Raw genomic sequence first — 24471 nt, 5'->3', positions numbered from 1 at the left:
CACAACACGATCAACTACTCACCCGCCCCCGACTACAACTCCAAGCAACCCCTCCACGGATCCAGGCTCAGGGAGCGACGGGTTGGCTTCGCTCGCACCTCAGGGAGCGACGGGTTGGCTTCGCTCGCACCTCAGGGAACGAGGGGTTGGCTTCGCTCGCACCTCAGGGAGCGGGGTCTAGAGAATCAGCGTCACCGCGACGGCCACGCCGCAGGCGGCGGCGATCACGATGAGCGCCAACAGATCTGCGCGTCCCGGCCGCGCCGGATGAGCCGTGAGCCGGCCGGTGCCACCGCGCGCGGTGATCGCCTCGGCCATCTCCGCGCTGCGGCGGAGCGCCGACGACATGGCCGCGGTGATGAGATCTATGATCCCCATCTCCGCCGACGGGTGGTCGCTGCGCCCCTTCGCCGTCGGGCGCAGCTTGTGAGCCGCGCGCAACATGCGCAACTCCTCGATCAACAGCGGAAGACCCCTGAGACACAACGCGATCGCGACCGCCCATTCGTCAACCGGTAGCCGGAGGCGACGCAGTGGGCCCATCAGCCGCGCGAGCGCGGGCGCGACGTCGGCCATCGGGGTGGTCCAGATGACGAGGATCGAACTCGCGACGAGGACGAGCGCGAGGGTGACGGCACGCAGGAAGATCAGCGCCCCGTGCAGGCCGGCGAAGGAGACGTTGAACGCGACGCCGATACCGATCAGGCCCCAGAACCACCAGGGCGGACGCGGGATGGCACCCAACGGGATCCCGGCGACCAGAGCGGTGAGGACGACGATCGCGGCCACCATCCCCAGTGCCGGCCACGACGGCAGCACCCAGGTCATGACGCCGAGGATCAGCACGATCACCAGCTTGGTTCCCGCCCACAGTCTGTGGACGAAGGAATCGCCGGGGACCTGCCGCAACGGGACCGTGCGCATCGTCATTGGGCACCTCCGTCCCAGCCGGACGGCTGATCCGCGTTCTGATGGGTGTCGGGCAGCAACCGTCCGTCGACGAGCCGAACCCGGCGGGTGCACACCGAGTCCAGTGATTCGAAGTCGTGCGAGATGATCACGATCGTCATGCCCTCGGCGCGCAGACGGGCGAGGAGGGCGACGATCTCTTCACGGGCCAACGGATCGAGACCGGCGAGGGGCTCGTCGAGCACGAGCATGTCGGGGTGGCGCGCGATGAGCCCGGCCAGCACGACGCGACGCATCTGGCCGCCCGACAGGGAATCGACCTTGGTGGCCGCCATCTGCCGTGGCAACCCGACGAGTTCGAGGACACGGGCGACCTCTGCGGTGCCGACCTTCTCGCCACCGGCCGCCATGATCTCGTCGGCGACCGTGACCTTCTGTAGCTGCAGGCGCGCGTGCTGGAAGCCGAGCCCGATCGCGCCGACATGCTCACTGACGGGCTCGCCGGCGTCGAAACCCGCTGCCGGAGTGAACTTTCCGGCTGTGCCGAGCAGGTGGCAGGTGCCGGTTCGCGGTGACAGGAGTCCCGTCATGATCCAGGCGAGGGTCGTCTTTCCCGAGCCGTTGCCGCCGACGATGAGCAACCCCTCGCCGCGGTACACGGTCAAGGTGATGTCGGTGAGGGCGACGACCTCCCAGGGCGATCCGGGCAGGTGCGCGTAGCCCACGTGATCGAGCACCAGCAGCGGCCCACCGATGTGTGGTCCGGGCGCCGCGAGAGATGTCGCGGACTCGGTCGGTGAGGGATGGTCGAGGTCGGCGTGCGGGTCCGGCATCCAGTGCGGCGGATGAGGAACCACGCGACCGGCCTCGAGGTGGATGACACGGTCGGCGGCCGCGGCCTCGCTGCCGCGGTGGGTGATCAGCACGACCGCGATCCCGCGTCGGGCAGGCAACGACGCAAGCAGGTGGAGGAGTTGCCCGCGCCCCTCCGGGTCGACCATCGAGGTGACCTCGTCGGCGATGAGCAGTTGCGGATCCCGGGCGAGGGCCGCGGCGATGGCGAGGCGCTGCTGCTGCCCGCCGGACAGATCGGTGGTCTCGCGGTCGCCGAGACCACTCAGCCCGACCTCGGCGAGGAGCGCTTCGACGTCCACGTCGGCATCCGGCGGCAGACCCCACACCACGTCGTCGGCAACTCGTGACCCGAGCATCTGGATCTCCGGGCGCTGCAGGACGAGCGCGGTGCCGCCGTGGACGCCGAGCCCGGCCAGGCCCGGACGGTGGACGACGCCGCTGGTCGGGGCGCGACCGGCCAGGATCTTCGCCAGCGTCGACTTGCCCGAGCCGTTGGCGCCGACGACGGCGACGGACTCGCCGGGGTCGATGCGCAGGTCGATGTCGTGGAGGACCGGCCTCGCCTCCGGGCTGTACGCGAAACCGACGCCTTCGGCAGTGACCGGGAGCGGCGCGACGTCGGTCGCCGTGGATCCCGGACCGTCGGAGGTGAGCGTGTCCTCGCTGGGCACGTCGCGCAGCCGGGCGATCACCCCGCCGAGGATCCACCAGGCCGCGAGGAGTGAGATCGCGGTACCCACTGTCCCGGAGACCCAGATCCACGCCCACCAATGACTGGCGATGCTGCGGCTCATCGCATCGAGGGCGTCGCCCACGCCGTCGGTGGGTCCCCACCCGTGCAGCCATTTGGCGACGCCGTGGATGGAGTTGGTCATCGCCTCGATGGTCAGTTCGCGCAGGGGCACCAGCACGAGGAGCACCAGTACGGAGACACCGCCGAGGATCGGCGAGGCCACGAGGGTGGCCAGTCCGAGAGCTCCGACCCCACGACCACGGCGTTTGATGTCCCCGACGATCCCGCCGACCAGTGCCGAACCGAGGACGGTGGCCATCGCACCCGTGCCCGCCATGGCGAAGGCGACCGCCGTCGTCGCCACCGTGGCGGTGAGAAGTGCCCGCGGCCGGGTGCGGGCTGCGATGAGGGCAAGAGGAACCGGGGCGAGCAGACCGGCCGCCTGCGCCAGCGGGATGACCGAGGCGATGACCACCGCGGCAACGGTCAGGCCACCGAAGATCGCGACGGACGCAAACTCCATGGGCCGCAGCGCAGGCGAGTTCTTCACCGGTCCAGTGTGCCTGGTGTCCACCCCTGCCCCGGGCGCGGCCATCGGCGACGGCGCCTGGCCGTCGGTCGATCACATGTAAACGAACCGTCACAAGACGGTGGTTCGGGTTGTCCGTTTCGCGCCCGCGGTGGATTCTTTTCACACCGGTGGTCTTCGACGGACCCGGGTCCCGATGACCAGGTCCCCCACCCGAATCGGAGGGAGGACGCGATGCAGCCGATTCCGATCGGACTCACCCCGTTCCAGCACGAAGGCAAGCTGAACGGCATCCTGATCTCCGGTCGCTGGCCGGAATCCACCCTGGAATGGACGCAGACCCTCGTCGGCTCGGTGCGGATCGCTTGCCGGCCGGGTTTCCTCCCGACGACGACGATCTTCGGCGTCGTCGAGCAGCGCCCGGCCCAGGGCGGCGAGAACACGGTCGGGATGATGGTCGCGATCGGGAACGTCATCGACGACAGCTTCGTCGAAGCGGGCAGGTTCCTGAACAATCCCCCGGCCCTGGTGATGCTGCACCCGCCGTCGCAGACACGTCCGTCACTTCCGGAATGCTCGGAGGTCGCGTCCGGCTGCGTCCTGCTGCCCGGACTCCCCGAACTCGGACTCGAGCATCGAGCCGGGTGGGCGGAGGCGGAGGCCGACGGGACGGTCGTGAATCTCCGCAACGAGGTCGGTATCGACCCCAATGCCGATCCCGACACCGCCGTGCTCGCCATGCTTCTCGCAGCTTAGGCACCCCGAGGCACCCCGAAGGTTCTCCGACAGGGCTCCCGCACGCTGGTTTCCGGGTCGCCGAACAATTCTTTTTGTGCCCCCGACCTGCACAGATACGGGTTACTGAGGAGTTGCATTCGCCAGTTAGGTCTCACTAACCTGGCGTTCGTGATTGCTGCCCTGCTCCTGAGTTTCGGCGTGATCTTCGTCGCCGAACTGGGCGACAAATCACAGCTGATGGCCATGACCTACGCCCTGCGATACCGCTGGTGGGTCGTCATCCTCGCCATCACCGTCGCCACCACCGCGGTCCATGCCGTCTCGGTGTTCTTCGGTCATTTCCTCGGAATGTCTCTGCCCACCGATCTGATGTCGGTCCTGGCCGGCCTCGCCATGCTCGCCTTCGGACTGTGGACCGTCTACGGCGACCGCCTCGACGACGAGGAGCGGAACCGTGCGAGCCGGGTCGGTGCGTCGGTGTTCCTCGCCGTGATGTCGGCCTTCTTCCTCGCCGAACTCGGCGACAAGACGATGCTGGCCACCATCACGATCGCCACCGACCACGATTGGCTCGGCGTGTGGATCGGTTCGACGGTCGGCATGGTCGCTGCGGATGCCCTGGCGATCGGCGTGGGCGTACTTCTCGGCAAGCACCTCCCCGAACGCGTCATCGCGATCGGCGCGGCCGTGCTGTTCTTCGGTTTCGCGGTGTGGCTCACCGCATCCGGTCTCGTCGGTGCGTCGACTCCGATGATCGCCGCGACGATCACCGCCGCGGTCGGCATCACCGGTGTGGGCGCGTTCCTCATCCAGCGCGACCGTCGGCTCCGCGGCGCCGACGACGAGAACGCCGAACCAGCCACTCCCGAGCGTTCGCTCGGTCGTCACGAGGGCTGAGCGCGGGGGCTCCACAACCTCTGACTATCGTGAACGTGCACCCTGCGCCGGTGCACGTCGTCCACTTCACCGGGACACGGGTCCGGCGGCAATCGGTACCGCGAAAGGACTATTCAACCCATGGACGTTTCAGGCGCTTCCGTTCTGGTCACCGGCGGGGCATCTGGCCTCGGCGCAGCCACCGCCCGTCGCTTCGCCGCCGCAGGCGCTCAGGTCTTCGGCCTCGACCTGCAGGACTCGATCGACAAGGCGGCCCCCACCGACGGCGTCACCCTGATCCCCGCCGACGTCACCGACGAAGCACAGGTCCAGGGCGCGATCGACACCATCGCCGAGTCGGGCGCACCGCTGCGCGTCGCCGTCAACTGCGCAGGCGTCGGCTGGGCCGCACGCATCCTCGGCAAGGACGGCCCGCACGACCTCGGCCTGTTCCGCAAGGTCATCGACATCAACCTGGTCGGCACCTTCAACGTCATGCGGCTGGCCGCCAACCGCATGTCGGAGGAATCCACGATCGACGGTGACGGCCAGCGCGGCGTCATCATCAACACGGCATCGGTGGCGGCCTTCGAGGGCCAGATCGGTCAGATCGCATACGCCGCGTCGAAGGGTGGCGTCCACGCGATGACCATCTCGGCTGCACGCGACCTCGCCCGCATCGGCGTGCGCGTCTGCACCATCGCACCCGGCACGATCAGCACCCCGATGCTCGCCGGCGTCACCCCCGAGTTCCAGAAGACCCTGGCCGAGGCGATCCCGTTCCCGCAGCGTCTCGGCGAGCCCGACGAGTACGCACAGCTCGCCGAGTTCATCGTCGAGCACAACTACCTCAACGGCGAGACCATCCGGATGGACGGCGCGATCCGGATGGCTCCGCGCTAGTCCGGAGGCCTTGCACTAGGCGGCCGGCTCCGGGTGACCACCTGCGGGAACGTGGGTGGCCTCCGAGAGCCCAAGCGCAGTGGACAACCTGATCAGCGGTGCGGCATCCGCTTCCAGACCCTCGCCGTCGGCGGGGGCGAGGTCGCGGACCGCGCCGCTGGTTTTTTCTGCGACCGCGGGCGACGTCATCCCGTCGACGGCCGCGCGCAGCATCCTGGCCTGGACCCCGACCTCCGCGTAGTCGAACGCCACCGACAGGTGCGGGCTGATCTGGGTCAGCGCGTCTCGGGTCTCGACGACCCGCCGGTGCAGTCGCGTCGTCGGCGACAGCGGACCGGGATCGGGAAGGACGACCTCGGGTACCGCCTCGGTCACCAGGCGCCACAGGGGCAGGAGTTCGATGTCGAGTCGTCGGCGACGCCGGTTCGCGAGGAAGGTCTGCACCCGCGCGTAGACCATGGGGTAGCTGATCCCGGAGAGGAAGACGACGATTCCCAGGATCGCGACGACACGGTTGGTCGTCACCAGCCACGGTGAGCGCACCACGTTGGTCGCCGACACGATCACGAACACGATCTGCCCCACGGCGCTGAGCGCCAGCAGTCCCAGCCCGCCGATCAGCAGACCCAGTGAGACACGCAGATAGCCGTCGGCTGTGGCGTAGAACTTGCGGACGCTGTTGACGCACGCGGCGAATCCGTAGGTGAGATATCCGCTGGCGATCAGCATGAAGAGGGCGAAACCCCAGTTCTGCACCGTCCACTCACTGATGGTCGCGGTACGGATCTCGACCGGGATGACCAGCATGGTGACCTGTAGCCCGACGAGCGAGGCGACCAGAGGCAGGGCCTCCCACCCGGCGCGGCGCTCGCGGCTCACGCGATCCGGGAAGAAGAACACGATGACGAGTGCGGCCACACCGATCGCCAGAAGTGCGTAGAACGCCACCCGCGACAGACCCGGGAAGCCGTTGTCGTCGAGAGCGGCCGACACCGACTCGTCGACGACGACGAACGCCAGCGTCAGCGAGGCGACCGCCACCATCATCGCGAGCGGCTGAAGCCCCCAGCCGGCACGCCGGATCTGATCCAGGCGCCAGCAGAAGGCGAAGGCGAAGACGGCCGCGGCGATCGCGTTGACCACCCCGACGCCGACGTCGATGTTCTGGGAGAAGGCAGTGAACGTCACGGCGCTTTCACCCGCACTGATCACAACCACCCGCGGTGACCGCCCAGGAGTCGCTGAAGTCCGCGTAGTTCATCGTGCGACGCCGTGCTGCCGACGCCGGTGCCGGCCTCCTCTGCCCACGCCAGGATCATCGACGCGAGCATCTCCGCTTCCCACTCGCGATCGTCCGAGTAGCAGGTACGGCGAAGCGCCGCGGCGGACTCGTCGCGGGTGAGCGATGCCAGACCTTCGGCCGACACCTCGCCGAGGATCTGATGGCCGGCGATGAGATGACCGAACTCGTGGATGACGATCTGGTCCCGGTGGAGTCTGGACGTGTTTGCCTGATGGAAGAAGTAGTCCGCGTCGGCCGCGGCCAGCCAGATGCCGTTGGGAACCCCGGTCGGCAGAGGGTGGGCGATCAGGCGAATCGGACGTCCCCGACGCTCGCCGTACCGGTCACACAGCTGTGTGACGTCGAGCGGGAGATCGAGATCGAGCCCCTTCAACGAGGTGCGACACAGCGCCCGTAATGCGCGTTCTGATCGACGCATGCCGTCAATCGAACCATGAGCGCGCACACCGAGGCGATTCGTGTCCACGAAACCAAGGGCCCGCTGCGTTTTCCCAGTTCACACGGCGTCCGAACTCTCCAGGCCGACACCCCACGGCCCGTGATCGTCAGTGACACTCGTGATCGGTGAGAACCCGGATCTGCGGATCCTCCAGACGATCTCAGTCCTCGCCCGAGTCTCCCACCACCCGCAGACGCGAGTCGGCCGACGGCTTCTCGTCGCTGAGCCCTGCCGCGATGACGTCCGGCGGATCCTTCGGCAGACCCTGCTGCTCGCGCAGGACCTTGATCAGTTCGTTCACCACGGTCACCGAATCGCTCGACAGCCCCGCCAGACGGAATGCCGCCAACTGAACGTTGGTGTCCGCCTGCAGCCGCATGAGATCGATCTCGTCGCGAGTGCGCTGCGCGGCCCGATCCTCGAGGAAGTAATGCACGTCGACACCGAATGCGGCCGCGATTCCCTCGACGGTTCGGAACGACGGGGACTTCGCTTTCCCCGATCGCAGCTGACTCAAATACGACTCGCCGAGACGGAATCCCCGCTCCGTCGACCTCGCCGCGATCGCCTTGGCACTGTATGCCCTCCCGTTCGGACCGGGAACGGTCCGAAACAGCTCCTCGAGTCGCCGGGCGAACAGCCCCGGATCGAGTGCATCCGATTCCTTCGTTCTCGAACGATCGGAGTCGGTGCGTCCGGTGTCGCCCATAGGCTTCTCCGCCCCTCCTGCAGTCATGACCATCTTCTCCGAGACGCAAAACTTGAATTTGCAAACATTAAAGCCCGCTGTACACGGCTATCGCAATGACCGGTACGGTCAGAAGGTACCGGAACGCGGCCCACGATGCGTATCACCTGTGGTGATGCTGTAACGAACGTTAGTGTGGCGTTCTTCACATTCTTGGGGGTCCCAGGTTGCCGACACGCTCACGGCAGATGAATGTTTGTCCTCGCTGCGATCCACATGACCCACTGACGCCGGCTGTCGCACCCGCGAACCTCTCCACCGACTGTACGCCTGGGAAACCACGATGACCCACCGCCTGCCGACCCCCCGACGCGACCGCCGACGGCGCCGCTCCCTCGCATCCCTGCTCGCCGCCATCGCGGTGATCGCGCTCGTCGCGCTTGCGCCCGGCGTCGCGTCGACCAGCCCGGTCGGGTCGGGAGGCACCGAATCGGACGCCACGGAATCGGACTCAGCGGGATCGGACTCAGCGGGGCAGGACTCGGTCGGATCCGGGAGTACCGGTGTGGGCGGCTTCGGCACCGACACCAGCGGTGACACCGACACCACCGCCGACGCGGATGATGACGCTGCGGATGGTGACGCCGACTCGACGCCGTCGGGCAATCGGGGACCCGGAGGTCCCTGGCATCACGGTGACGGGCATGGGCACGGCCACCACGGGCACGGACCGACCCCATCGGGAACCGGCACCTCCACCAGCCCGAGCACCTCCACCGACCCGGGCACCTCCACCAGCCCGAGCACGTCCACCGACCCGGGCACCTCCACCAGCCCGAGCACGTCCACCGAGAGCTCGTCGACCGAGAGCTCGTCGACGACCAGCGCGGAGACCGAGACCTCCACAACCGGGGTCTGGGTACCGTTTCCGCCGGTGACCGGTCGGCCGAACGTACCGGCCCCGACCCTGCCGCCGGTCGTGTCGAACCCTCCCCGCTCCGGCGAGGGGAACCTGCCCGCCCCCGCTCAGGTCCCGACAGTTCCCGCGCCCAGCGGATCACCCGCGCCGACGACACCTGCCGCCTCGGTTCCGGGTCCTCCCCCGGCGCCTGGTGCGCCCGCAACCGGCGGGTCCGCAGCGGAGTCCCGCGCCGAATCCGGCGCTTCCGACGCTTCTGCCGCCGACGAGTCAGCCGTCCTCATGGCGAGCCCGCAGGGTCCGTCCGGTCCTCAGGCCCTGCCCGGCGAATCGCCCGACACCGTCCTGACCGGCGTGAAGAAGTTCCTGATCGGTGTCGCCCCCGGTGGATTGTTGCTGCTCGGGGCGGTCGCGCTGTTCGGCAGCGGATCGTTCCTGGACTCGCTGCGGTCACTGCGCTCCTGACGCCGCCCGGTCCTCGGTTCCGAGATATCAGTACCGGGCCAGCAGGTCCCGCTCGTGCGGGATCTCGTCGACGGCACGTCCGGAGATCCACTCGCGGAGCACCTTCGTGGCCCGGACGTCGTCCTCGTTGTACTCGAGGAGCCGCTGCCGCTGACCGACGTCGGGACGTCCGCCGCCGAGCGCGACCGCGGCGCGATACCACTCCATCGACGCCTCACCGCTGGCGTCGTCGTCGCGCCAGGCGAATCCGGCGACGGGAGCGACGCGCTTCAGCCCTTTGCCGCGGGGACAGATGAAGTTGTCGCCGACCGCCTCGTAGATGTCGACCCACTCCTCGGATGCGATGAACGCCTCCACCTCCCGCCGGGTCGGGATACCGGGTTCGCCGGCGAATCGGTCGGCCGAACCCAGCAGCCAGCGATTCTCGGCCTGCTGTGAGTAGCAGTACGCCGCGAACGTCTTCCCGGTCTCGCGGGCGGCCACCCGTTCGGCGGTCAGCCACGCCCAGAACTCCGCGAACGACCTCGCCTCGTCGCGCGTGGGCAGCGGGTCCCAGGTGACGAACGGCCGGTAGACCACCGGTTCGTCGGGCGCGGTGGTGTCGGTACGCAGCGTGCCCCAGAGGTAGGCGCCGTGTTCGCCGAAGCTCTCCATGTCGACGTCGACCTCGATGTCGGCGCGATGCACCCGCGGGGTGTCGCGGCGCCGGACGAGTTCGGTTCCGGTCAGCCAGGCGATCGCACCGATCACCGCATCGTCGAAACGTGCACTGCCCGGCCAGTTCTCCGGCGGGGCCCCGCGTTGTGCGGCGAGCTGGTCGATCGTGGTGATGCCCGCCTCGACGAGTGCGGTCCCCTGATTACCCGTGGCGACGAGCGAGACGTCGCGGCGGGCCTCGAGTTCCGGACCGCACTTCACCCACCAGGGGCACGAGCGGCACTCGGCGACGCGTCGTGGTTCGGTCGGCACCTGCTGCGCGGCAATGGCCCGACGCCGGTCGAGGACCTCGGTGTAATCGTCGAGCATGCCACCGGTGTCGTGCACGACGATGCAGTCGGCGTCGACGCCGATCACCCCGCCGCGCAGGTCGCCGGTCTGCGACGACGGGGCGCGACCGATCTCGACCAGCATCGCGGTCAGCTGGGCGAGGCGCAGGTTGTCGCGACGGTTGGGCCGTGCGGTGCGGTACGGGTCGGGTGTGGGCGCCCACCCCCACAACGGGCTGGTGACCAGCGACGGCGGCCGGCCCGGGTCGGGGGCGGACCTCGCGGGCTGGGTGATCCGGTGGTTGACGACGATGACGGGGACGTAGCCGTCGCCCACTCTCACCAGGAGTTCGGCGTGACCGCGTCGCCCGTGTTCGATGTCGGTGGGCAGCGCCGCATTCCAGATCCACGCGACGTTCGCGTCGCACGCCTTCAGGGTGGCCGCGACCCGCTCCGCCGCCCTCGACTCCGCGTCGATCACCACGAACGCGCCGGGCTGATCACTGTGGATGCCGCGGAGGAGTTCGCGGACCGCGGCCCGATGATCGGCCGCGGCCTCCTTGCGTCGCTGCACGCCGGGCGGGTCGGGTTCGGAGCCGGGACGCCCCTCGTGACCGAAGTCGAGGGCGACCCGGTGCTCGCAACCCGCGAGATCGCGCGGCGACAACACCACAGAGGCCACGCCATCCCTTTCTCGGCTCGAGCGGTCGGACGCGTGGCCCCACCGGACCACGTGTCATGCTTGTACTTGTTACCACGCCCGCAGCGGTCCACTCGGCAGCAGCGAAAGGTCATTCGATGGGTTTGTTCTCCTCCGACGGTAGGTCGCGGGCTCAGCGCCGCGCAGAGGCCAAGGCTCTCAAGGCAAAAGCCAAGATCGAGGCGAAGTTCGACGCCAAGCACCGGCGGAAGGAACAGAAAGCTCGTCGAAAGACCGAGCACAAGTACCTCCAGAAGGACTTGAAGGCCGAACGCAAGACCGCCCGGCAGTTGGCGAAGGCTCAGGAGAAGGTGGTCAAGGCCGAGACCAAGAAGGTGAGTGCCGAGGCCAAGGCGGCCGCGGACGCCAAGATCCTCAGCCCGGCCAGCGTCAAGCGCTACCTCACGGTCGCGCGTCTCGTGGCCCCCATCGCAGTCCCCATCGCCTATCGCGCCGCGGTCGCCGGTCGTGCGCAGATCTCGGCGCTGCAGGCCGGCCGCGCAGGCGTTTCGCCAGAAGTGTTGCGTCAGTTCAGCGGTCACGGCGCGGCGCTGTCCGCCCGGATCGCGACTACACGGACCGCGCTGGAGAAGGTCGTCGCGCAGGACACCAGCGCCGATGCCAAGGACTTCGTCGCCGCGATGACCCAGCGCCTCGACAACCTCGACATCGCGGTCGGCACCGCCGAGACCATGTCCGCCGCACAGCGCCGGACGGCCCACCAGTCCATCGACGACGAACTGGTTGCCATCGACGCCGACATCCTCGCGCGGTTGGGCGTTCGTTCCTGACGCAGGCCGAGGCGGTGGCCTTCGACCCTCGCCGGAGGCGGGTGCGCACCCACTAGGATGGGTTCCACGCGTCGCGTGGGGGGGTTTTCCTTGCGCGCACGCCCCGGAACACACGCAGAGCCGGGACACACGCAAGGGAGCGCCGTATGACCGAGCAGGAGCCGAACGTCACGCCGTCCGACGGCGACGCGAACAACGACGAGCCGACCCTGTTTCCCATGACTACCCCGGAGGCCGACTCCGGGGCTGCCGAATCGTCACCGGCCCCGGCCGAGAAGGCGCCCCCGAAGAAGCCCGCACCCAAGAAGACGCCGGGCAAGAAGGCGGCGCCGGAGCGAGCCGCAGCCGAGTCCGGTGGCGACAGACTGCCATCGAAGAAGGCCGCCAAGAAGGCTCCCGCGAAGAAGACCCCGGCGGCCAAGAAGGCCTCGGGTGCCGGTCCCGCCAAGAAGTCACCTGCGAAGAAGGCGCCGACCAAGAAGGCACCACCGAGGTCGGCACCCCCCGTCGCCGAGGCGCCTGCCGCCGACGCCCCGGCCACGCCTCCTGCTCCGCCGGTCACCTCCACACCGCCTCCGACGTCCGTCCCGGCGCACCCGCCGGTCGATGTCGTCGCCGAATCCGATGCTGCACGAGCCACTTTCGCGCAATTGCGGTCCGGCGCGCCCACCGAACCGCCGACGACCAACCTCACCCCCGCCTACGCGGGACTGGCGGCGGTCGTGGCGATGCTGGTGTTCGTCATCCTGCGTCGCATCCTGCGCTGATCGCCACCGCGGCAGCACAGTCAAAGCCGCTACCGCGGCGGCAGAGTCAAGCCGCTACCGCGGCGGCAGAGTCAAGCCGCTACCGCGGCGGCGGCGAGACCTCCACGCCACCCGACTCGTGCTCGGGTCCGGCGTTGGGATGGTCGGCGGGCAGCCGGCCGCGGAAGCGCGCGGCTTCGCTGACGGCGGGCTCTCCACCCTTCGAGTGCGGCGGCCGGTGGTACGGACCCGGCTTCGGGCGCGGTTTGCCACCGGGAAGTGCCAGACGCGCGATGGTCCGGTGCACCTGGCCCCACTGTTGACCGAAAGGTCCTGTGTTGTAAGGCAATCCGTAGCGCTCGCAGATGTCCTTCACCTTGGGGGCGACCTCCGAGTACCGGGTACTCGGCATGTCCGGGTACAGGTGGTGCTCCACCTGGTAGCCGAGGTTGCCGCTGATGATGTGGAACAGAGGGCTGCCGTCGATGTTGGCCGCACCGACGAGCTGCCGGACATACCAGCCGCCCCGCGTCTCGTTCTCGACCTCTTCCTGGCTGAATGTGTACGTCTGGTCCGGGAAGTGGCCGCAGAAGATGATCGCGTGTGCCCACACGTTCCGGATGATGTTCGCGGTGAAGTTCGCGGCCAGGGTACGCAGGAATGTGCTCTCCGCACCCGGGAGCACCTGGTCGGCGAGCTTCGCGGCCGCACGCGCCCGCCGGCCACCTCGTCGTCGGATCACGTTGCCGATCCGCGAGGTCGACGGCTGCCGGATGGCGCCGCCCGTCGCTGCCTGGCTGAGCAGGAATGCGCCCGCGCTGATCGCCGGCCAGCCGAGGTAGTCCTTCACGATCTGGCGGCGCATCTTGCCCGCGATCCCCTTGAGATCCTCGACCAGCTCGGACATCGGCTTCTCACCGCGCCGGATCGCCTCGAGATCGAGATCGTGCAGCGCGACGCCCCACTCGAAGAACGCCGTGAGCAGAACGTTGTAGAACGGCTGCAGCAGATAGACCGGATGCCACTTCTGGTTCGGATCGATCCTCATGATCTCGTAGCCGAGATCCTTGTCCTTGCCACGGATGTTGGTGAAGGTGTGGTGGATGTAGTTGTGGGAGTGCTTCCATGCCTCGGCAGTGGACGCGGTGTCCCAGTCCCACACCGACGAGTGGATGTAGGGGTCGTTCATCCAATCCCACTGCCCGTGCATCACGTTGTGGCCGATCTCCATGTTCTCGAGGATCTTGGCCATACCGAGGCATGCGGTACCCGCGACCCAGGCTCCCCGCGAGCGCGAGTTGAGCAACACGATGCGCCCGAGGGCGGCGAGTTGCCGCTGGGTGGCGATGACGGTCTTGATGTAGCGACGATCGCGGTCCCCGAGGTCGCCGTAGACCTCGTCGTGGATGGCGTCGAACTCTTCGGCCAGTCGATCGATCGTTTCTTGATCGAGGTGCGCCAACGGGCTGGTCACGCGCTGTCCGGAATCGGTGGTTGTCATGTATTTCGGTCCTCCCGGTCAGAGGTCAGAGGTCTGGCGTCTGGGGTCTGACCTTCGGTCAGAGTTCGACGTCGACGTCTCCCTCGGCGGTGTTCACACAGATGCGGATGCTCTGCCCTTCCGGCGAGCTCACCTCACCGGTGCGCAGATCGCGGATGTTCCCCTGTTTGAGAACCCCGGTGCAGGTGTGGCAGATACCGATCCGGCAGCCGAACTTCAGCTCCAGACCGTTCTCCTCCCCCGCGACGAGGATCGGCATACCCGGCTCACAGGTGACCTCGGTGTCACTGCGGGTGAACCGGACGGTGCCGCCCTCACCCTCACCTGCATTCCCACCGATGATCGGCTGGAAACGTTCGAGGTGGATTCGGTCCCCGACGCCTTCGGCTTCCCAGTGTTCGACGAGACTGTCGAGCAGCTCTCGCGGACCCGAACACATCGCCTCTCGCTCGCGCCAGTCCGGGCAGAGTTCGTCGAGGTCGGTGGCCTTGATCCGCCCGTCCCGACCGGTGATGCGCAACGTCAGGTCGAACCCGTCGTGCCGGTCGTCCATCGACTCGAGGTCGGCCCGGAACATCACCTGGTCGTCACTGTGCGCCGAGTGGATGGCCACCACGTCGTCGACCCGATCGCGATGATCGAGGTCGCGCAGCATGCTCATGATCGGGGTGATGCCGCTGCCGGCGCTGATGAACAACATCTTCTCCGGCAGCGGATCGGGCAGTGTGAACACGCCTTCGATCTCGCCGAGGCGGACGATCTCACCCGGCCGGATGCCATGGACGAGGTAGGGCGAGACCTTTCCCTCCTCGACCAGCTTCGGCGTCACGCTGATCAGGCCGTCGCGCGGATGCGGGTCGGAGGTCAACGAGTAAGCGCGCCAATGGAACACCCCGTCGATGACCACCCCGAGACGTACATACTGTCCCGGTTGATGCCCCGGCCACTCATAACCCGGTTTGATCCACACCGTGGCCGCGTCCGCACCTTCGGGTCGTACCTCGACGACCCGGCCGCGGAGTTCCCGAGTGGTCCAGAGCGGGTTGATCAGCTCCAGGTAGTCGTCGGGGTGCAGGGGATTGAACAGGTGCCGGATCGCGCCGAGAAACCCTCGTCGCAACGGCGACACCCGGGGAGTCGCGCCGCGTTCAGCCATGGGATGGGGTGGGTCGGGAATCGATCAGTGTCACGAGACCTCACAAGGGGTCGTCGGTCGTCTCTTGTGCCTACGCGCTGCTACATAGTCACCGTTCGAGCTGTCTGTTTCGACCATACGGCGTCGGGCATCACCGGAGGGGCGGGTCGCTCGGATCCGGTCTGTGCTGGATTGTCGGTCACCAAAGGTGCAGGTCGCTGCGATGTCGGTTGTTCACTTCGGCAACATCCCGGATGCGAACAGTGACGGATGGTTATGCCCCGTCGCGTACGGCGGCGGTGTTCGCCCGGGACATGATCGCCGCCGCGACCTGGTCAGGCCAGGATTCCGGCAGCCAGTGGTCGGCGCCGGGAAGGACCAGAAAGTCGTACGGCGCATCGACCCACCCCGAGCAGAGCCGGGCGCCGACGTCGCCCAGAGCCGGGTCGTGGTCGCCCCAGACGTATGTCGTGGGCACCTTCACCCGCGCGGGTGCCGACCGCTTGTCCGGCAGGAACATCGCCCGATACCAACCCAACGCTCCGGGCAGCGCGCCGTACTCCGCGATCTCGGCGGCGACCCGCGAGGCGAATGGTTCCGGAAGCCCCATCTGCACACCGAAATCCGGCCGCGTGGTCATCAGCCGGCCGAGTACCTTCTCGGGCAGGGCCGGGATCTGGAACACCAGCATGTACCAGGAACGGAGAATCTGACCGCGCGGCATCGCCTGCATGAACGCCCCTGGATGCGGAACCGACAGCGCGGTCAGCGTTCGCACGCGATCGGGGTGATGAGCCGCGAGTGTCCACGCCACCGCCGCGCCCCAGTCATGTCCGACGATGTGCGCGTCACGGACCTCCGCGGCGTCGAGCATGGCCACGATGTCTGCCACCAGCTCGGCCTGCATGTAGTCGCGCCGCCGGGTGGGTCGAGCCCCCGGCGAGTAGCCGCGCTGATCCGGGGCGATCGTGCGAAAACCTCTGCGGTGCAGGAGCGGAGCGACGAGGTCCCACGAACCGGCACGTTGCGGGAAGCCGTGCAGCAAGACGATCGGCTCCCCCTCGAGCGGACCGGCGTCGATCACGTCGAAGGTGTATGGACCGCGCTGGAAGGTGGTCAACCGCGTCGTTCGCACGTGTCAGCCCGCCCAGCGCACCCGCAGGATCCGATCCGACCCGTCCCCGTCGCTCGTGGTCAAGACCAGCGAACCATCGGGCGCCACGGCCGCCCCGCGCAACCGGCCGTGCACTTTCTCGAGCGCCTCGGTCTTCGAGACCACGCGGCGTCCGTCTTCGGAGAGCTTGAGGAAGACCAGCCGCTGCCCCTTCAGTGCAGTCACCACCAGCCCGCCGCTGTAGGGTCCCCAACCGCTGTCCGGCAGGAACGCGATGCCCGGCGTCGCGATCGTCGGCGCACCCGAACTCCACACCGGACCGATGGCGCCGGGGACCCGGACGGTGTCGGTCATGGGCACCGACTCGTCGTAGATCAGGGGGGTGCGGTCCGGGCGGTAACCGTAGTTGCCTCCCGCGAGGATGAGGTTCAGCTCGTCGTCCCGACTCGTGCCCTGTTCGATCCCATAGACCCGACCGCTGCCCGGAGCGACCGCGACGCCCTGCACGTTCCGATGACCGAGGCTGTACACCGGGCTGCGCGGATCCGGATTCCCCGGCGCCGGCCTCCCGTCGAGGCCGATGTGCAAGACCTTGCCGCCCAGCGACTTCCGGTCCTGCGCTACCGACGGGATACCGGAGTCACCGGTACCGACCCAGATACTGTCGGCGGTCACGGCCAGGCCACAACCGGCACGACTGCCCGAGGAATTGACCGGGATACCGCTGAGCAGGGTCCGTTCCCGAACCATCCGCGTCCAGTCCGCGCTGACGCGCCACGAGACCACCCTGGTGGTCTGGCCCGTCTGCGGCGCCGGAATGGGCGCCCCGGCAAGCGGTTCGGGCACGGTGAACGCGCCGGGCACCATGTACTCCGCCTGACAGGAGTACACGCGCCGGTTGTCGGAGAAGCGAGGATCGAGGGCGAGTCCCATCAGGCCGGCCTCGTTGACCGCGAAGATCTTCGACAGGTTGGCCTTGACGTTCACCCGCTGTCCGCCGGGGCGCACCGCGACGAATCGTCCCGCGCGTTCACCGGTGAGCACCGTGCCATCGGGCGCGACGACCGCACCCCACGGTATGGTCAGTCCGCCGGCGACAGTCGTGACCTGCAGCGGCGCGGCGGCACGGGCTGCAGCGCCGGCGACGAACATCCCGGCGACCGCGGCCGCCGACGCGGTGATCGCCACAAGCCCGCGGGCCGATGTCCGGATGAATGTCCTGCGTTCACGACGAATCGGGGTCACAGGGGCCACCGTAACCACGACCCGGGGCCGGGTCGTGGCAAAACGGCGAGATCGAGATCTAGCGGCCGGGTAGGTACTTCAGCGCGCGGACCGCCGTCGGCGTGATCGCCCGGTAGATGCTCTTGGGCACCAGCGGCGCGCGATCGATGCCGATGAAGCGCTGCTCGGCGATCGTCTGTGCCTCGGTGTACTTGAGCAGGCCCTCTTCGCCGTGGCGTCGGCCCATTCCGGAGATGCCCATGCCACCCATCGGTGCGGCGGTCGAGGCCCAGGCGGCGGCGTAGCCCTCGTTGATGTTGACGGTGCCGGCCCGCAGCCGCTCGGCGACGGCCTGCGCCTCGGCGCTGCTGCCCGCGAAAACGCTTGCGTTGAGCCCGTATTCGGTGTCGTTGGCGAGCTTGACGGCCTCGTCGGTGGAGTCGACCGGATAGATCGAGACGACCGGTCCGAAGGTCTCGTTGCCGTAGCAGACCATGTCGTCGGTGACGTCGGTGAGCACAGTCGGCTCGAAGAAGAACGGGCCGAGGTCGGGGCGGCGCTTGCCGCCGGCGAGGACCTTCGCACCTTTGGCGACGGCGTCCTGGACGTGCGCCTCGGCGGTGTCGATCTGCGCCGCCGACGCGAGCGAGCCCATGTCGGCGGTGAAATCGTAAGTGCCCGAGAGCTTCATCATCGAGACAAATGCGGCGAACCGCTCAGCGAACTCGTCCGCGATCTGCTTGTCGACGTAGATCCGCTCGATGGAGATGCACAGCTGGCCGGAGTTGGAGAACGCCGCGCGTGCAGCCCCCTGCACGGCGTTCGCGATGTCGGCGTTCGCGGTGACGACCATGGGGTTCTTGCCGCCCAGCTCGGCGGAGAACCCGATGAGGCGCCGGCCCGCCTGTTCGGCGAGGGTTGCCCCGGTCGCCGACGAGCCGGTGAACATCACGTAGTCGGTCGAGGCCATGATCGCCTGCCCGACTACGCCGCCGGGTCCCGGTACCACGGCGTACAGCTCACGCGGAAGACCCGCCTGGTACAGCAACTCCGCGAGCGCGAGAGCACAGTACGGCGTCTGGCTGTCGGGCTTGATCACCACACCGTTGCCGGCGACGAGGGCCGCGACCGCATCGGACACGGCCAGCGTCAGCGGGTAGTTCCACGGACTGATGACGCCGATGACGCCCTTGGGCAGATGACGCACCCGGACGCTGGTGGCGCCGGGCAGCATGCCCTTGACCTTGCGATCGGCGAGCAGCTTCGGGCCGTTGGTCGCGTAGTGACGCGCGGTGATCGCGACGTCGAGCACTTCTTCCTGCGCGTAGATCCGGGCTTTGCCCGTCTCGGCCTGCGCGATGTCCATCAGCGACTCGGCGTTGCGATAGACCAGAGCGGAGAACTTGTCGATGACCTGGGCACGCTCGGCCGGGGTCCGGGCGGCCCATCCCTGCTGGGCCTGCCGGGCACGGTCGACCGCGGACTCGAGATCCTCGGCCGTCGCGACCGGGATGGTGGCCATCTCGGTGCCGCTGAATGCCTCCAGCACCGGCCGGGTGGGACGGCTCGCGGCGTCGTCGATCGCGACGAGAGCACCGAGACGGGCGAAATAATCGGCGGTGGGCTTCGGCATGTCGGGCTCCTCGGTGAAGTGCCGGCTCTGGGCGGTTGGTGGGTGTTCGGTCGAGATCCGGACGATCAGCTGTCGGGGGCGACCAGCACGATGCCATCGTCGTCGGAGTAGACGATGTCGCCCGGGTTGAAGGTCTCGCCGCCGATGGTCAGCGGAACGTCACGCTCGCCGGCGCCGGTCTTGGTGGACTTGCGCGGGTTGGTGCCCAGCGCCTTGACGCCGATCGCCATCCCGCCGATGGTCTTGGCGTCGCGGATGGCGCCGTTGGCGATGATGCCCACCCAGCCGTTGGAACGGCCGAGCTCGGCGATGATGTCACCGACCAGCGCGGTGTGCACCGACGCATCACCGTCGATCACGAGCACGCCGCCCGGGTTGGACTCGCTCAGGATGGATTTGAGCAGGGCGTTGTCCTGGAAACACTTGACCGTGGTGACGCGTCCGACAAACTCGCGGTTGCCGCCGTACTGCGTGAACTGGGTGTCGCAACTACGGACATCGGCCCCGATCTCGTCCACGAGATCGGCCGTCGGGGTGAAGGTCAGCTCGCTCATGCCGACCAGTTTAGGTGTTACCGCAAGTAGCTGGTTACTCGCGGGTAGGTTCGGTTCGAACCGCTCCACGCAGACCGTCGATGATCTCCGCGACGTCGTCTGGGCGCTCGGAGACCAGAAAGTGCTTGGCCCGAGGTAACACGACGATCTCGTCGGCGCCCAGGGTGTCCGAGTAACGGCGTTGCTTCCACTCCCAGAACGCCCGCCAGCCGAGCAGCCGCGATGACGCGACCACGACGACGATCGGTACCCGGGGCATCGGATTGCTGCGGCGTAGACCCCGCAGGGTCCTGTTCATCGCGCCGAAGGCCGCGTTCTCGACGAGCATCGCGAGCAGGAACGGCGGTTGCCCGAAGACCCGCTTGCTCCATCTCCGTTGCTGTTCACCGAGCCCCTCCGGAGGTGCCGGCACGACCCGTGTCCACACCTGCACGCTCGGCCATCGTCGGATGCCGACGCGACTGGTCACCGCACGCGCCGCACCGACCGCCCGGTGCGCGTTGCCGACCCGGAAGGACAGCGGGACCAGGCGCCAGGGGACGAGCACATACGAGCCGTCGAGCACCACTACGGCCGCGGTGCGGCCGGGGTACTGCCGGGCGAAAGCCTCCACGTACAGCGACGCGAGTGAATGGCCCACCACGACAACGGGTTCGTCGATCCCACGGGCGTCGAGTACCGCGACCATCCGCTCGATCTCGCCGAGAAGCGTCGGATGGTGCCGACGGTCGACCGGACTCGACAACCCGTAGCCCGGCCGGTCGTACCGGATCACCCGCCACGACGCCGCAAGACGAGCGACGAGCGGGTCGAGGTCGAACCAGTTGCTGCCCAACGCCGCCATCAACAGCAGCGGAGGTCCCGATCCCTCGTCGAGCACGTGGAGACGGTGCCCGCCGACGGTGACGTACTCCCCCGGAGCTGTGTCATCGCCGGGGTCCGGCGTCGTCTCGTGCACCTGACCAGTGTGCCCGAGGTTTCGACACGGTGGCTCGCTCCGCTCGCTACCGGCTCAACCAGCAAAAGCCCACGCCGGTTGAGCCGACACCGAGCCACCCACGCCGGTTGAGCCGACACCGAGCGAGGCGAGGCGTCGCGTCGAAACCCACCGAGCCACCCCCCGCCGGTTGAGCCGACACCGAGCGAAGCGAGGCGTCGCGTCGAAACCCGCTCAGTACGGGCTCGCCAGCAGAAGCCGCGGCTCAGGTGTCCTGCGGCTTGGCCAGCGGGAACGCGAGCGATTCGCGGATCGACTGACCGGTGATGAGCATGACCACACGGTCGACGCCCACCCCGAGCCCGCCCGTCGGCGGCATCGCGTACTCGAGCGCCTGCAGGAAGTCCTCGTCGAGTTCCATCGCCTCCGGGTCGCCGCCCGCCGCCAGGATCGACTGCTCGGTGAGACGCTTGCGCTGCTCCACCGGATCGGTCAGTTCGGTGTACGCGGTGCCGAGCTCCACACCCCACGCCACCAGGTCCCAGCGTTCGGCAACGCCCGGCTTGCTGCGGTGCGCGCGGGTCAGCGGCGAGGTCGACGTCGGGAAGTCGGTGTAGAACGTCGGGAAGGTCGTGCGGTCCTCGCCGAGATGCTCGTAGAGCTCGAGGACGATCTGGCCGGCATCCCAATCCGGGCGGTAGTTGATGTCGAGGCGGTGGCACACGGCCCGCAACGTCTCGACCGGGGTCTCGGGGGTGATCTCCTCACCGGCACCCTCGGAGACGACCCCGTGGACGGTCTTTACCGGCCACTCCCCCGAGATGTCCACGCGGACTTCGTTTCCGTCGGCGTCGGTGCGGATGATGACCGGTTCACCGTAGGCCGCGGTGGCCGCATTCTGGATCATCTCGCGGGTCAGGTCCAACATCTTCAGGTAATCACTGTGCGCCTCATAGGCTTCCAGGCTCGTGAACTCCGGATTGTGACTGAAGTCGACGCCCTCGTTGCGGAAGTTGCGGCCGATCTCGAACACCTTCTCCACTCCGCCGACACACAGACGCTTCAGGTAGAGCTCCGGCGCGATCCGCAGATAGAGGTCGAGGTTGTAGGCGTTGATGTGCGTCTGGAACGGGGTCGCGTTGGCGCCGCCGTGGATCTGTTGCAGCATCGGCGTCTCGACCTCCAGGAAGCCGCGCGCGGCGAGGAAGTCGCGCATCGACTTCACCACCAGGCTGCGGATCGCGAGGTTCTTCCGGCTCTCCTCGTTGATCGCGAGGTCGACGTAGCGCTGACGCACGCGCGCCTCGGGGTCGGTCAGTCCCGCCCACTTGTCCGGCAGAGGTCGCAGGCACTTGCCGTTGATCCGCCAGGCGTCGATGAGGATCGACAGTTCACCGGAACGACTGGTGCCGACGACCCCGCGGGCCTGGATGAGGTCGCCGAGGTCGACGTCGGTCCCGAAGTCGGGTGTTCCCGGGATGACCCGCGAATCCTCGACGAGCACCTGCACCTCGCCCGACCAGTCGTGTATGTCGGCGAACACGACCTTGCCGAAGTCTCGCAGGCGCGTGACGCGGCCGGCGATGGTCACGACACTGCCCGCGGGTTCGGTCCTCGCCTGCGCGACGGTGTGCGTGGGCTGGTCGGCGGGCGGATACGGATCGAATCCGCGCTCGACGAGCCGGTCCATCTTGTCGAGGCGGACCCGCACCTGTTCGGGACGGTGCACGACCGCGCCCTCGGGGGTCGCCGCCTCGGCTTCCAGTTCGGCGATCAACGCAGGTGCGTCGACGCCGGCCGGGATCGACGGCTCCCCTTCGGTGTAGTGCTTGGCCCGTCCGAACTTCGGGAGCGTGATGAACCCCTCGGCGAGAATCGCGGCCAGACCGACGCGCGGCAGGATGCGATTGTCCTCGAAGCACAGGTACCTCGACTCCCAGTCCGGCAGGTACTTGGCGTTCGACTTGTACAGCGACTCCATCTGGAAGAACCGGGAGCCGAACATCAGCACCGAGTAACCCATGCGCATGATCGGGCCGGCACCGATCTGCGGCCCCTGCTCGAAGAACGCGCGGAAGGCGGCGAAGTTGAGCGAGACCTCGGTGATGCCCAATTGCTCGGAGTTGCGGCACAACTCGGCGACCATCGTCTCCACGACACCGTTCGGTCCCTGCCGGTCCCGACGCATCAGATCGAGGGACACACCGCGTCGTCCCCAGGGGACGAACGAGAGCATGCCCACGACCTCCTCGTCGGCGGTGCCTTCACCGACGACGGCTTCGACCAGCAGGCAGTTGTCGTCGGCGCGATCGCCGATGCGCGACAACGCCATCGCGAAACCGCGTTCCTCGTCGGTGTCGCGCCAGTCGTCGGCACGCGCGACGACCTTCTCCATCTCGGACGGCCTTCCGCCGATCGAGCTTGTCGAGATCTCGCCGTGCCGGCGGATGCGTACCGTCACGCCTGCACGGCGGGTGCGGGTCACGGCCTGGCGCACGGCCTTCATCGTCGGACCGCTGAGGCTGAACTCACGCGTGTGCAGAATGGCCTCGTCACCGATGGTGAGCGACATGAAGCCCGCGGCATCGTAGGCGGCCGCACCGCGCGTGCTCGATCCGATGGACGCCGGATGCCATCCGTATTTCTCACAGAGAGTGAGGAACTCGGCGATGGCGTCGGGCCACGAATCGGGATCGCCGATCGGGTCACCGCCGGCGATCCCGACGCCCATCTCCACCCGGTAGGTGATCGCTGCCCGACCGTCGGACGAGAACACGACCGCCTTGTCTCGGCGCGTCGAGAAGTAGGCGAGCGAGTCGTCGTCGTTGAACCTCGTGATGAGGGCACGGATGAGTGCTTCGTCCTCGGCGGTCATGAGCCACCGCAGGCGTTGCGACCGGAACAACACGATAGCCGCGGCGATCAGTGCGAGGGCCCCGAACAAGCCCAGCAGACCGTTGACGAAGACGTGCGTGTGGCGACCGTCGAAGGAGGCGTCCTGATCGATGGCGCTGAAGGCGACCACCCGGTTGAACGCGTACGGCAGCCGGTCGCCACGGGTCAGAGTGTGAGGGAACGCCCACACCAGCGCCCAACCGAGCAACGTGGCGATCCCGAGTCCCACGATCAGGGTCGCGATCGCGGCCGGGATCGCGCCTCGGCGGACGCGGGTGTGGAACTGGCGATACGTGGCCACGAGGAAGACCAGCGCGGCGAGATCGATGACCAGTCCGATGTAGATGTTGGTCCGGTCCCAGGCCGTCACGTCGAGGTCGTCCTCGAGTGCCGGGATCAGGTACAGCACGTTGCCGACCATGAAGAGTACGAGGTAGATCACGCTGATCCACCAGGCGATCCGCTTGCGCGCCGACAGGGCGACCGCGATGAGGGCGAGGACGAACGCCCACGCGAAGCTCGTGTCGGGCAGCGTGATGATGTAGTCGTCGACGTAGCGCCGGGGGTCGTGGATCAGATGCCGGAGAGCCGGCAACAGGCTGGACAGCAACGCGATCGTCGCCAGGACACCGACGACGGTGCCCGCGATGTGCGGCGCATTGCGGCCGAATCCGGTAGGGCGCCTGATCTTGTCGAGGAGGACGAGGGAACGTCGGTCCGCCGCGGTGGGGGTCCGCCGGGGCGCCTCGGGATGTTCGTCGGGGCTGGACGGGTCGACCGGCGCAAGGGGGGTGTCGGTGGCCATGCGTCGACGGTAGTCGTATGCGCGGGTGCGCTCTGCACTCCACGCTGATTCGATCAAGCGGCGGCACACAACCCGGCACATATCTGCGTGGTC

General features: G+C 68.0%; 20 protein-coding genes. 6 read left to right on the top strand and 14 right to left on the bottom strand.

What is annotated here, in order from left to right; genetic code table 11:
• Positions 1-177: 177 nt before the first annotated feature.
• Both BPODLACK_RS20345 and BPODLACK_RS20340 read right to left on the bottom strand, forming a co-directional pair.
• Positions 178-930 carry an energy-coupling factor transporter transmembrane component T family protein gene (locus BPODLACK_RS20345; RefSeq protein ID WP_159406089.1) on the bottom strand — a complete coding sequence of 251 codons (753 nt, stop codon included), beginning with the start codon at positions 928-930 and terminating at the stop codon, positions 178-180.
• Positions 927-3020 (bottom strand): ABC transporter ATP-binding protein, encoded by a 2094-nt coding sequence (locus BPODLACK_RS20340; RefSeq protein WP_159406088.1) that lies wholly within the window; start codon positions 3018-3020, stop codon positions 927-929. Before BPODLACK_RS20340 ends, BPODLACK_RS20345 begins: the two co-directional genes overlap by 4 nt.
• Positions 3021-3260: 240 nt before the next feature.
• Between BPODLACK_RS20340 and BPODLACK_RS20335 the strand changes: the two genes are divergently transcribed.
• The 3 genes from BPODLACK_RS20335 to BPODLACK_RS20325 all read left to right on the top strand — a co-directional run bounded on the left by BPODLACK_RS20335 (position 3261) and on the right by BPODLACK_RS20325 (position 5543).
• A complete protein-coding gene (locus BPODLACK_RS20335) occupies positions 3261-3782 on the top strand; it encodes a peptidase (protein WP_159406087.1) in 522 nt (173 codons plus the stop codon).
• A 150-nt stretch (positions 3783-3932) separates the two neighbouring features.
• Positions 3933-4661, top strand: coding sequence for a TMEM165/GDT1 family protein (locus BPODLACK_RS20330; RefSeq protein ID WP_159406086.1), 729 nt, complete (start codon positions 3933-3935; stop codon positions 4659-4661).
• 120 nt (positions 4662-4781) lie between these two features.
• Positions 4782-5543 carry an SDR family NAD(P)-dependent oxidoreductase gene (locus BPODLACK_RS20325; RefSeq protein WP_006437718.1) on the top strand — a complete coding sequence of 254 codons (762 nt, stop codon included), beginning with the start codon at positions 4782-4784 and terminating at the stop codon, positions 5541-5543.
• A 15-nt stretch (positions 5544-5558) separates the two neighbouring features.
• On the opposite strand, the gene BPODLACK_RS20320 is transcribed toward BPODLACK_RS20325, so the two are convergent.
• The 3 genes from BPODLACK_RS20320 to BPODLACK_RS20310 all read right to left on the bottom strand — a co-directional run bounded on the left by BPODLACK_RS20320 (position 5559) and on the right by BPODLACK_RS20310 (position 8021).
• Positions 5559-6731: an MAB_1171c family putative transporter gene (locus BPODLACK_RS20320; protein ID WP_159406085.1), complete on the bottom strand. Its 1173-nt coding sequence runs from the start codon at positions 6729-6731 to the stop codon at positions 5559-5561.
• Positions 6732-6751: 20 nt separating this feature from the next.
• Positions 6752-7264 (bottom strand): hypothetical protein, encoded by a 513-nt coding sequence (locus BPODLACK_RS20315; RefSeq protein ID WP_159406084.1) that lies wholly within the window; start codon positions 7262-7264, stop codon positions 6752-6754.
• A 181-nt stretch (positions 7265-7445) separates the two neighbouring features.
• Positions 7446-8021, bottom strand: a complete 576-nt coding sequence (locus tag BPODLACK_RS20310; protein ID WP_006437721.1) for a helix-turn-helix transcriptional regulator — start codon at positions 8019-8021, stop codon at positions 7446-7448.
• Between the two features lie 295 nt (positions 8022-8316).
• Between BPODLACK_RS20310 and BPODLACK_RS23665 the strand changes: the two genes are divergently transcribed.
• Complete coding sequence (locus BPODLACK_RS23665) at positions 8317-9357, top strand: hypothetical protein (protein ID WP_236577736.1); 1041 nt, start codon at positions 8317-8319, stop codon at positions 9355-9357.
• Between the two features lie 27 nt (positions 9358-9384).
• Here the strand turns inward: BPODLACK_RS23665 and BPODLACK_RS20300 are convergent, their stop codons facing one another.
• Positions 9385-11025: a TM0106 family RecB-like putative nuclease gene (locus tag BPODLACK_RS20300; protein WP_159406083.1), complete on the bottom strand. Its 1641-nt coding sequence runs from the start codon at positions 11023-11025 to the stop codon at positions 9385-9387.
• A 116-nt stretch (positions 11026-11141) separates the two neighbouring features.
• Here BPODLACK_RS20300 and BPODLACK_RS20295 point away from each other — a divergent pair, with 116 nt between their 5' ends.
• Positions 11142-11834, top strand: coding sequence for a DUF6474 family protein (locus BPODLACK_RS20295; RefSeq protein ID WP_159406082.1), 693 nt, complete (start codon positions 11142-11144; stop codon positions 11832-11834).
• A 146-nt stretch (positions 11835-11980) separates the two neighbouring features.
• Positions 11981-12601 carry a hypothetical protein gene (locus BPODLACK_RS20290; protein ID WP_159406081.1) on the top strand — a complete coding sequence of 207 codons (621 nt, stop codon included), beginning with the start codon at positions 11981-11983 and terminating at the stop codon, positions 12599-12601.
• Positions 12602-12680: 79 nt separating this feature from the next.
• Here the strand turns inward: BPODLACK_RS20290 and BPODLACK_RS20285 are convergent, their stop codons facing one another.
• From BPODLACK_RS20285 to lysX, 8 genes are all read right to left on the bottom strand, one after another.
• On the bottom strand, positions 12681-14081 hold the full coding sequence (locus BPODLACK_RS20285; protein ID WP_159406080.1) for a fatty acid desaturase family protein: 1401 nt from the start codon (positions 14079-14081) through the stop codon (positions 12681-12683).
• A 58-nt stretch (positions 14082-14139) separates the two neighbouring features.
• Positions 14140-15237 carry a ferredoxin reductase gene (locus BPODLACK_RS20280; protein ID WP_159406079.1) on the bottom strand — a complete coding sequence of 366 codons (1098 nt, stop codon included), beginning with the start codon at positions 15235-15237 and terminating at the stop codon, positions 14140-14142.
• Positions 15238-15490: 253 nt separating this feature from the next.
• The gene (locus tag BPODLACK_RS20275) at positions 15491-16336 is read right to left on the bottom strand and encodes an alpha/beta fold hydrolase (RefSeq protein WP_236577734.1); all 846 of its coding nucleotides are present in this window, start codon (positions 16334-16336) and stop codon (positions 15491-15493) included.
• Positions 16337-16354: 18 nt separating this feature from the next.
• Positions 16355-17575 (bottom strand): PQQ-dependent sugar dehydrogenase, encoded by a 1221-nt coding sequence (locus BPODLACK_RS20270; protein ID WP_159406077.1) that lies wholly within the window; start codon positions 17573-17575, stop codon positions 16355-16357.
• A 58-nt stretch (positions 17576-17633) separates the two neighbouring features.
• Positions 17634-19187, bottom strand: coding sequence for a succinic semialdehyde dehydrogenase (locus BPODLACK_RS20265; protein ID WP_159406076.1), 1554 nt, complete (start codon positions 19185-19187; stop codon positions 17634-17636).
• Between the two features lie 65 nt (positions 19188-19252).
• Complete coding sequence (gene rraA, locus BPODLACK_RS20260; protein ID WP_006437731.1) at positions 19253-19741, bottom strand: ribonuclease E activity regulator RraA; 489 nt, start codon at positions 19739-19741, stop codon at positions 19253-19255.
• A 34-nt stretch (positions 19742-19775) separates the two neighbouring features.
• Positions 19776-20699, bottom strand: coding sequence for an alpha/beta fold hydrolase (locus tag BPODLACK_RS20255; protein WP_159406075.1), 924 nt, complete (start codon positions 20697-20699; stop codon positions 19776-19778).
• A gap of 244 nt (positions 20700-20943) precedes the next feature.
• Positions 20944-24378 carry a bifunctional lysylphosphatidylglycerol synthetase/lysine--tRNA ligase LysX gene (gene lysX, locus BPODLACK_RS20250; protein WP_159406074.1) on the bottom strand — a complete coding sequence of 1145 codons (3435 nt, stop codon included), beginning with the start codon at positions 24376-24378 and terminating at the stop codon, positions 20944-20946.
• Positions 24379-24471: the final 93 nt, after the last annotated feature.

The organism is Gordonia sp. YY1, from assembly GCF_009872315.1.
Taxonomy (GTDB): domain Bacteria; phylum Actinomycetota; class Actinomycetes; order Mycobacteriales; family Mycobacteriaceae; genus Gordonia; species Gordonia amicalis.
This window is presented reverse-complemented; position numbering and strand designations above follow the sequence as displayed.

Bases quoted from the DNA above. Each gene is read 5' to 3' on its own strand.
- BPODLACK_RS20310 (WP_006437721.1), bottom strand. From the start codon at position 8,021: ATGACTGCAGGAGGGGCGGAGAAGCCTATGGGCGACACCGGACGCACC.
- BPODLACK_RS20285 (WP_159406080.1), bottom strand. From the start codon at position 14,081: ATGACAACCACCGATTCCGGACAGCGCGTGACCAGCCCGTTGGCGCAC.
- BPODLACK_RS20340 (WP_159406088.1), bottom strand. From the start codon at position 3,020: ATGGAGTTTGCGTCCGTCGCGATCTTCGGTGGCCTGACCGTTGCCGCG.
- BPODLACK_RS20290 (WP_159406081.1), top strand. From the start codon at position 11,981: ATGACCGAGCAGGAGCCGAACGTCACGCCGTCCGACGGCGACGCGAAC.
- BPODLACK_RS20265 (WP_159406076.1), bottom strand. From the start codon at position 19,187: ATGCCGAAGCCCACCGCCGATTATTTCGCCCGTCTCGGTGCTCTCGTC.
- rraA (WP_006437731.1), bottom strand. From the start codon at position 19,741: ATGAGCGAGCTGACCTTCACCCCGACGGCCGATCTCGTGGACGAGATC.
- BPODLACK_RS20335 (WP_159406087.1), top strand. From the start codon at position 3,261: ATGCAGCCGATTCCGATCGGACTCACCCCGTTCCAGCACGAAGGCAAG.
- BPODLACK_RS23665 (WP_236577736.1), top strand. From the start codon at position 8,317: ATGACCCACCGCCTGCCGACCCCCCGACGCGACCGCCGACGGCGCCGC.
- lysX (WP_159406074.1), bottom strand. From the start codon at position 24,378: ATGGCCACCGACACCCCCCTTGCGCCGGTCGACCCGTCCAGCCCCGAC.
- BPODLACK_RS20280 (WP_159406079.1), bottom strand. From the start codon at position 15,237: ATGGCTGAACGCGGCGCGACTCCCCGGGTGTCGCCGTTGCGACGAGGG.
- BPODLACK_RS20325 (WP_006437718.1), top strand. From the start codon at position 4,782: ATGGACGTTTCAGGCGCTTCCGTTCTGGTCACCGGCGGGGCATCTGGC.
- BPODLACK_RS20295 (WP_159406082.1), top strand. From the start codon at position 11,142: ATGGGTTTGTTCTCCTCCGACGGTAGGTCGCGGGCTCAGCGCCGCGCA.
- BPODLACK_RS20315 (WP_159406084.1), bottom strand. From the start codon at position 7,264: ATGCGTCGATCAGAACGCGCATTACGGGCGCTGTGTCGCACCTCGTTG.
- BPODLACK_RS20345 (WP_159406089.1), bottom strand. From the start codon at position 930: ATGACGATGCGCACGGTCCCGTTGCGGCAGGTCCCCGGCGATTCCTTC.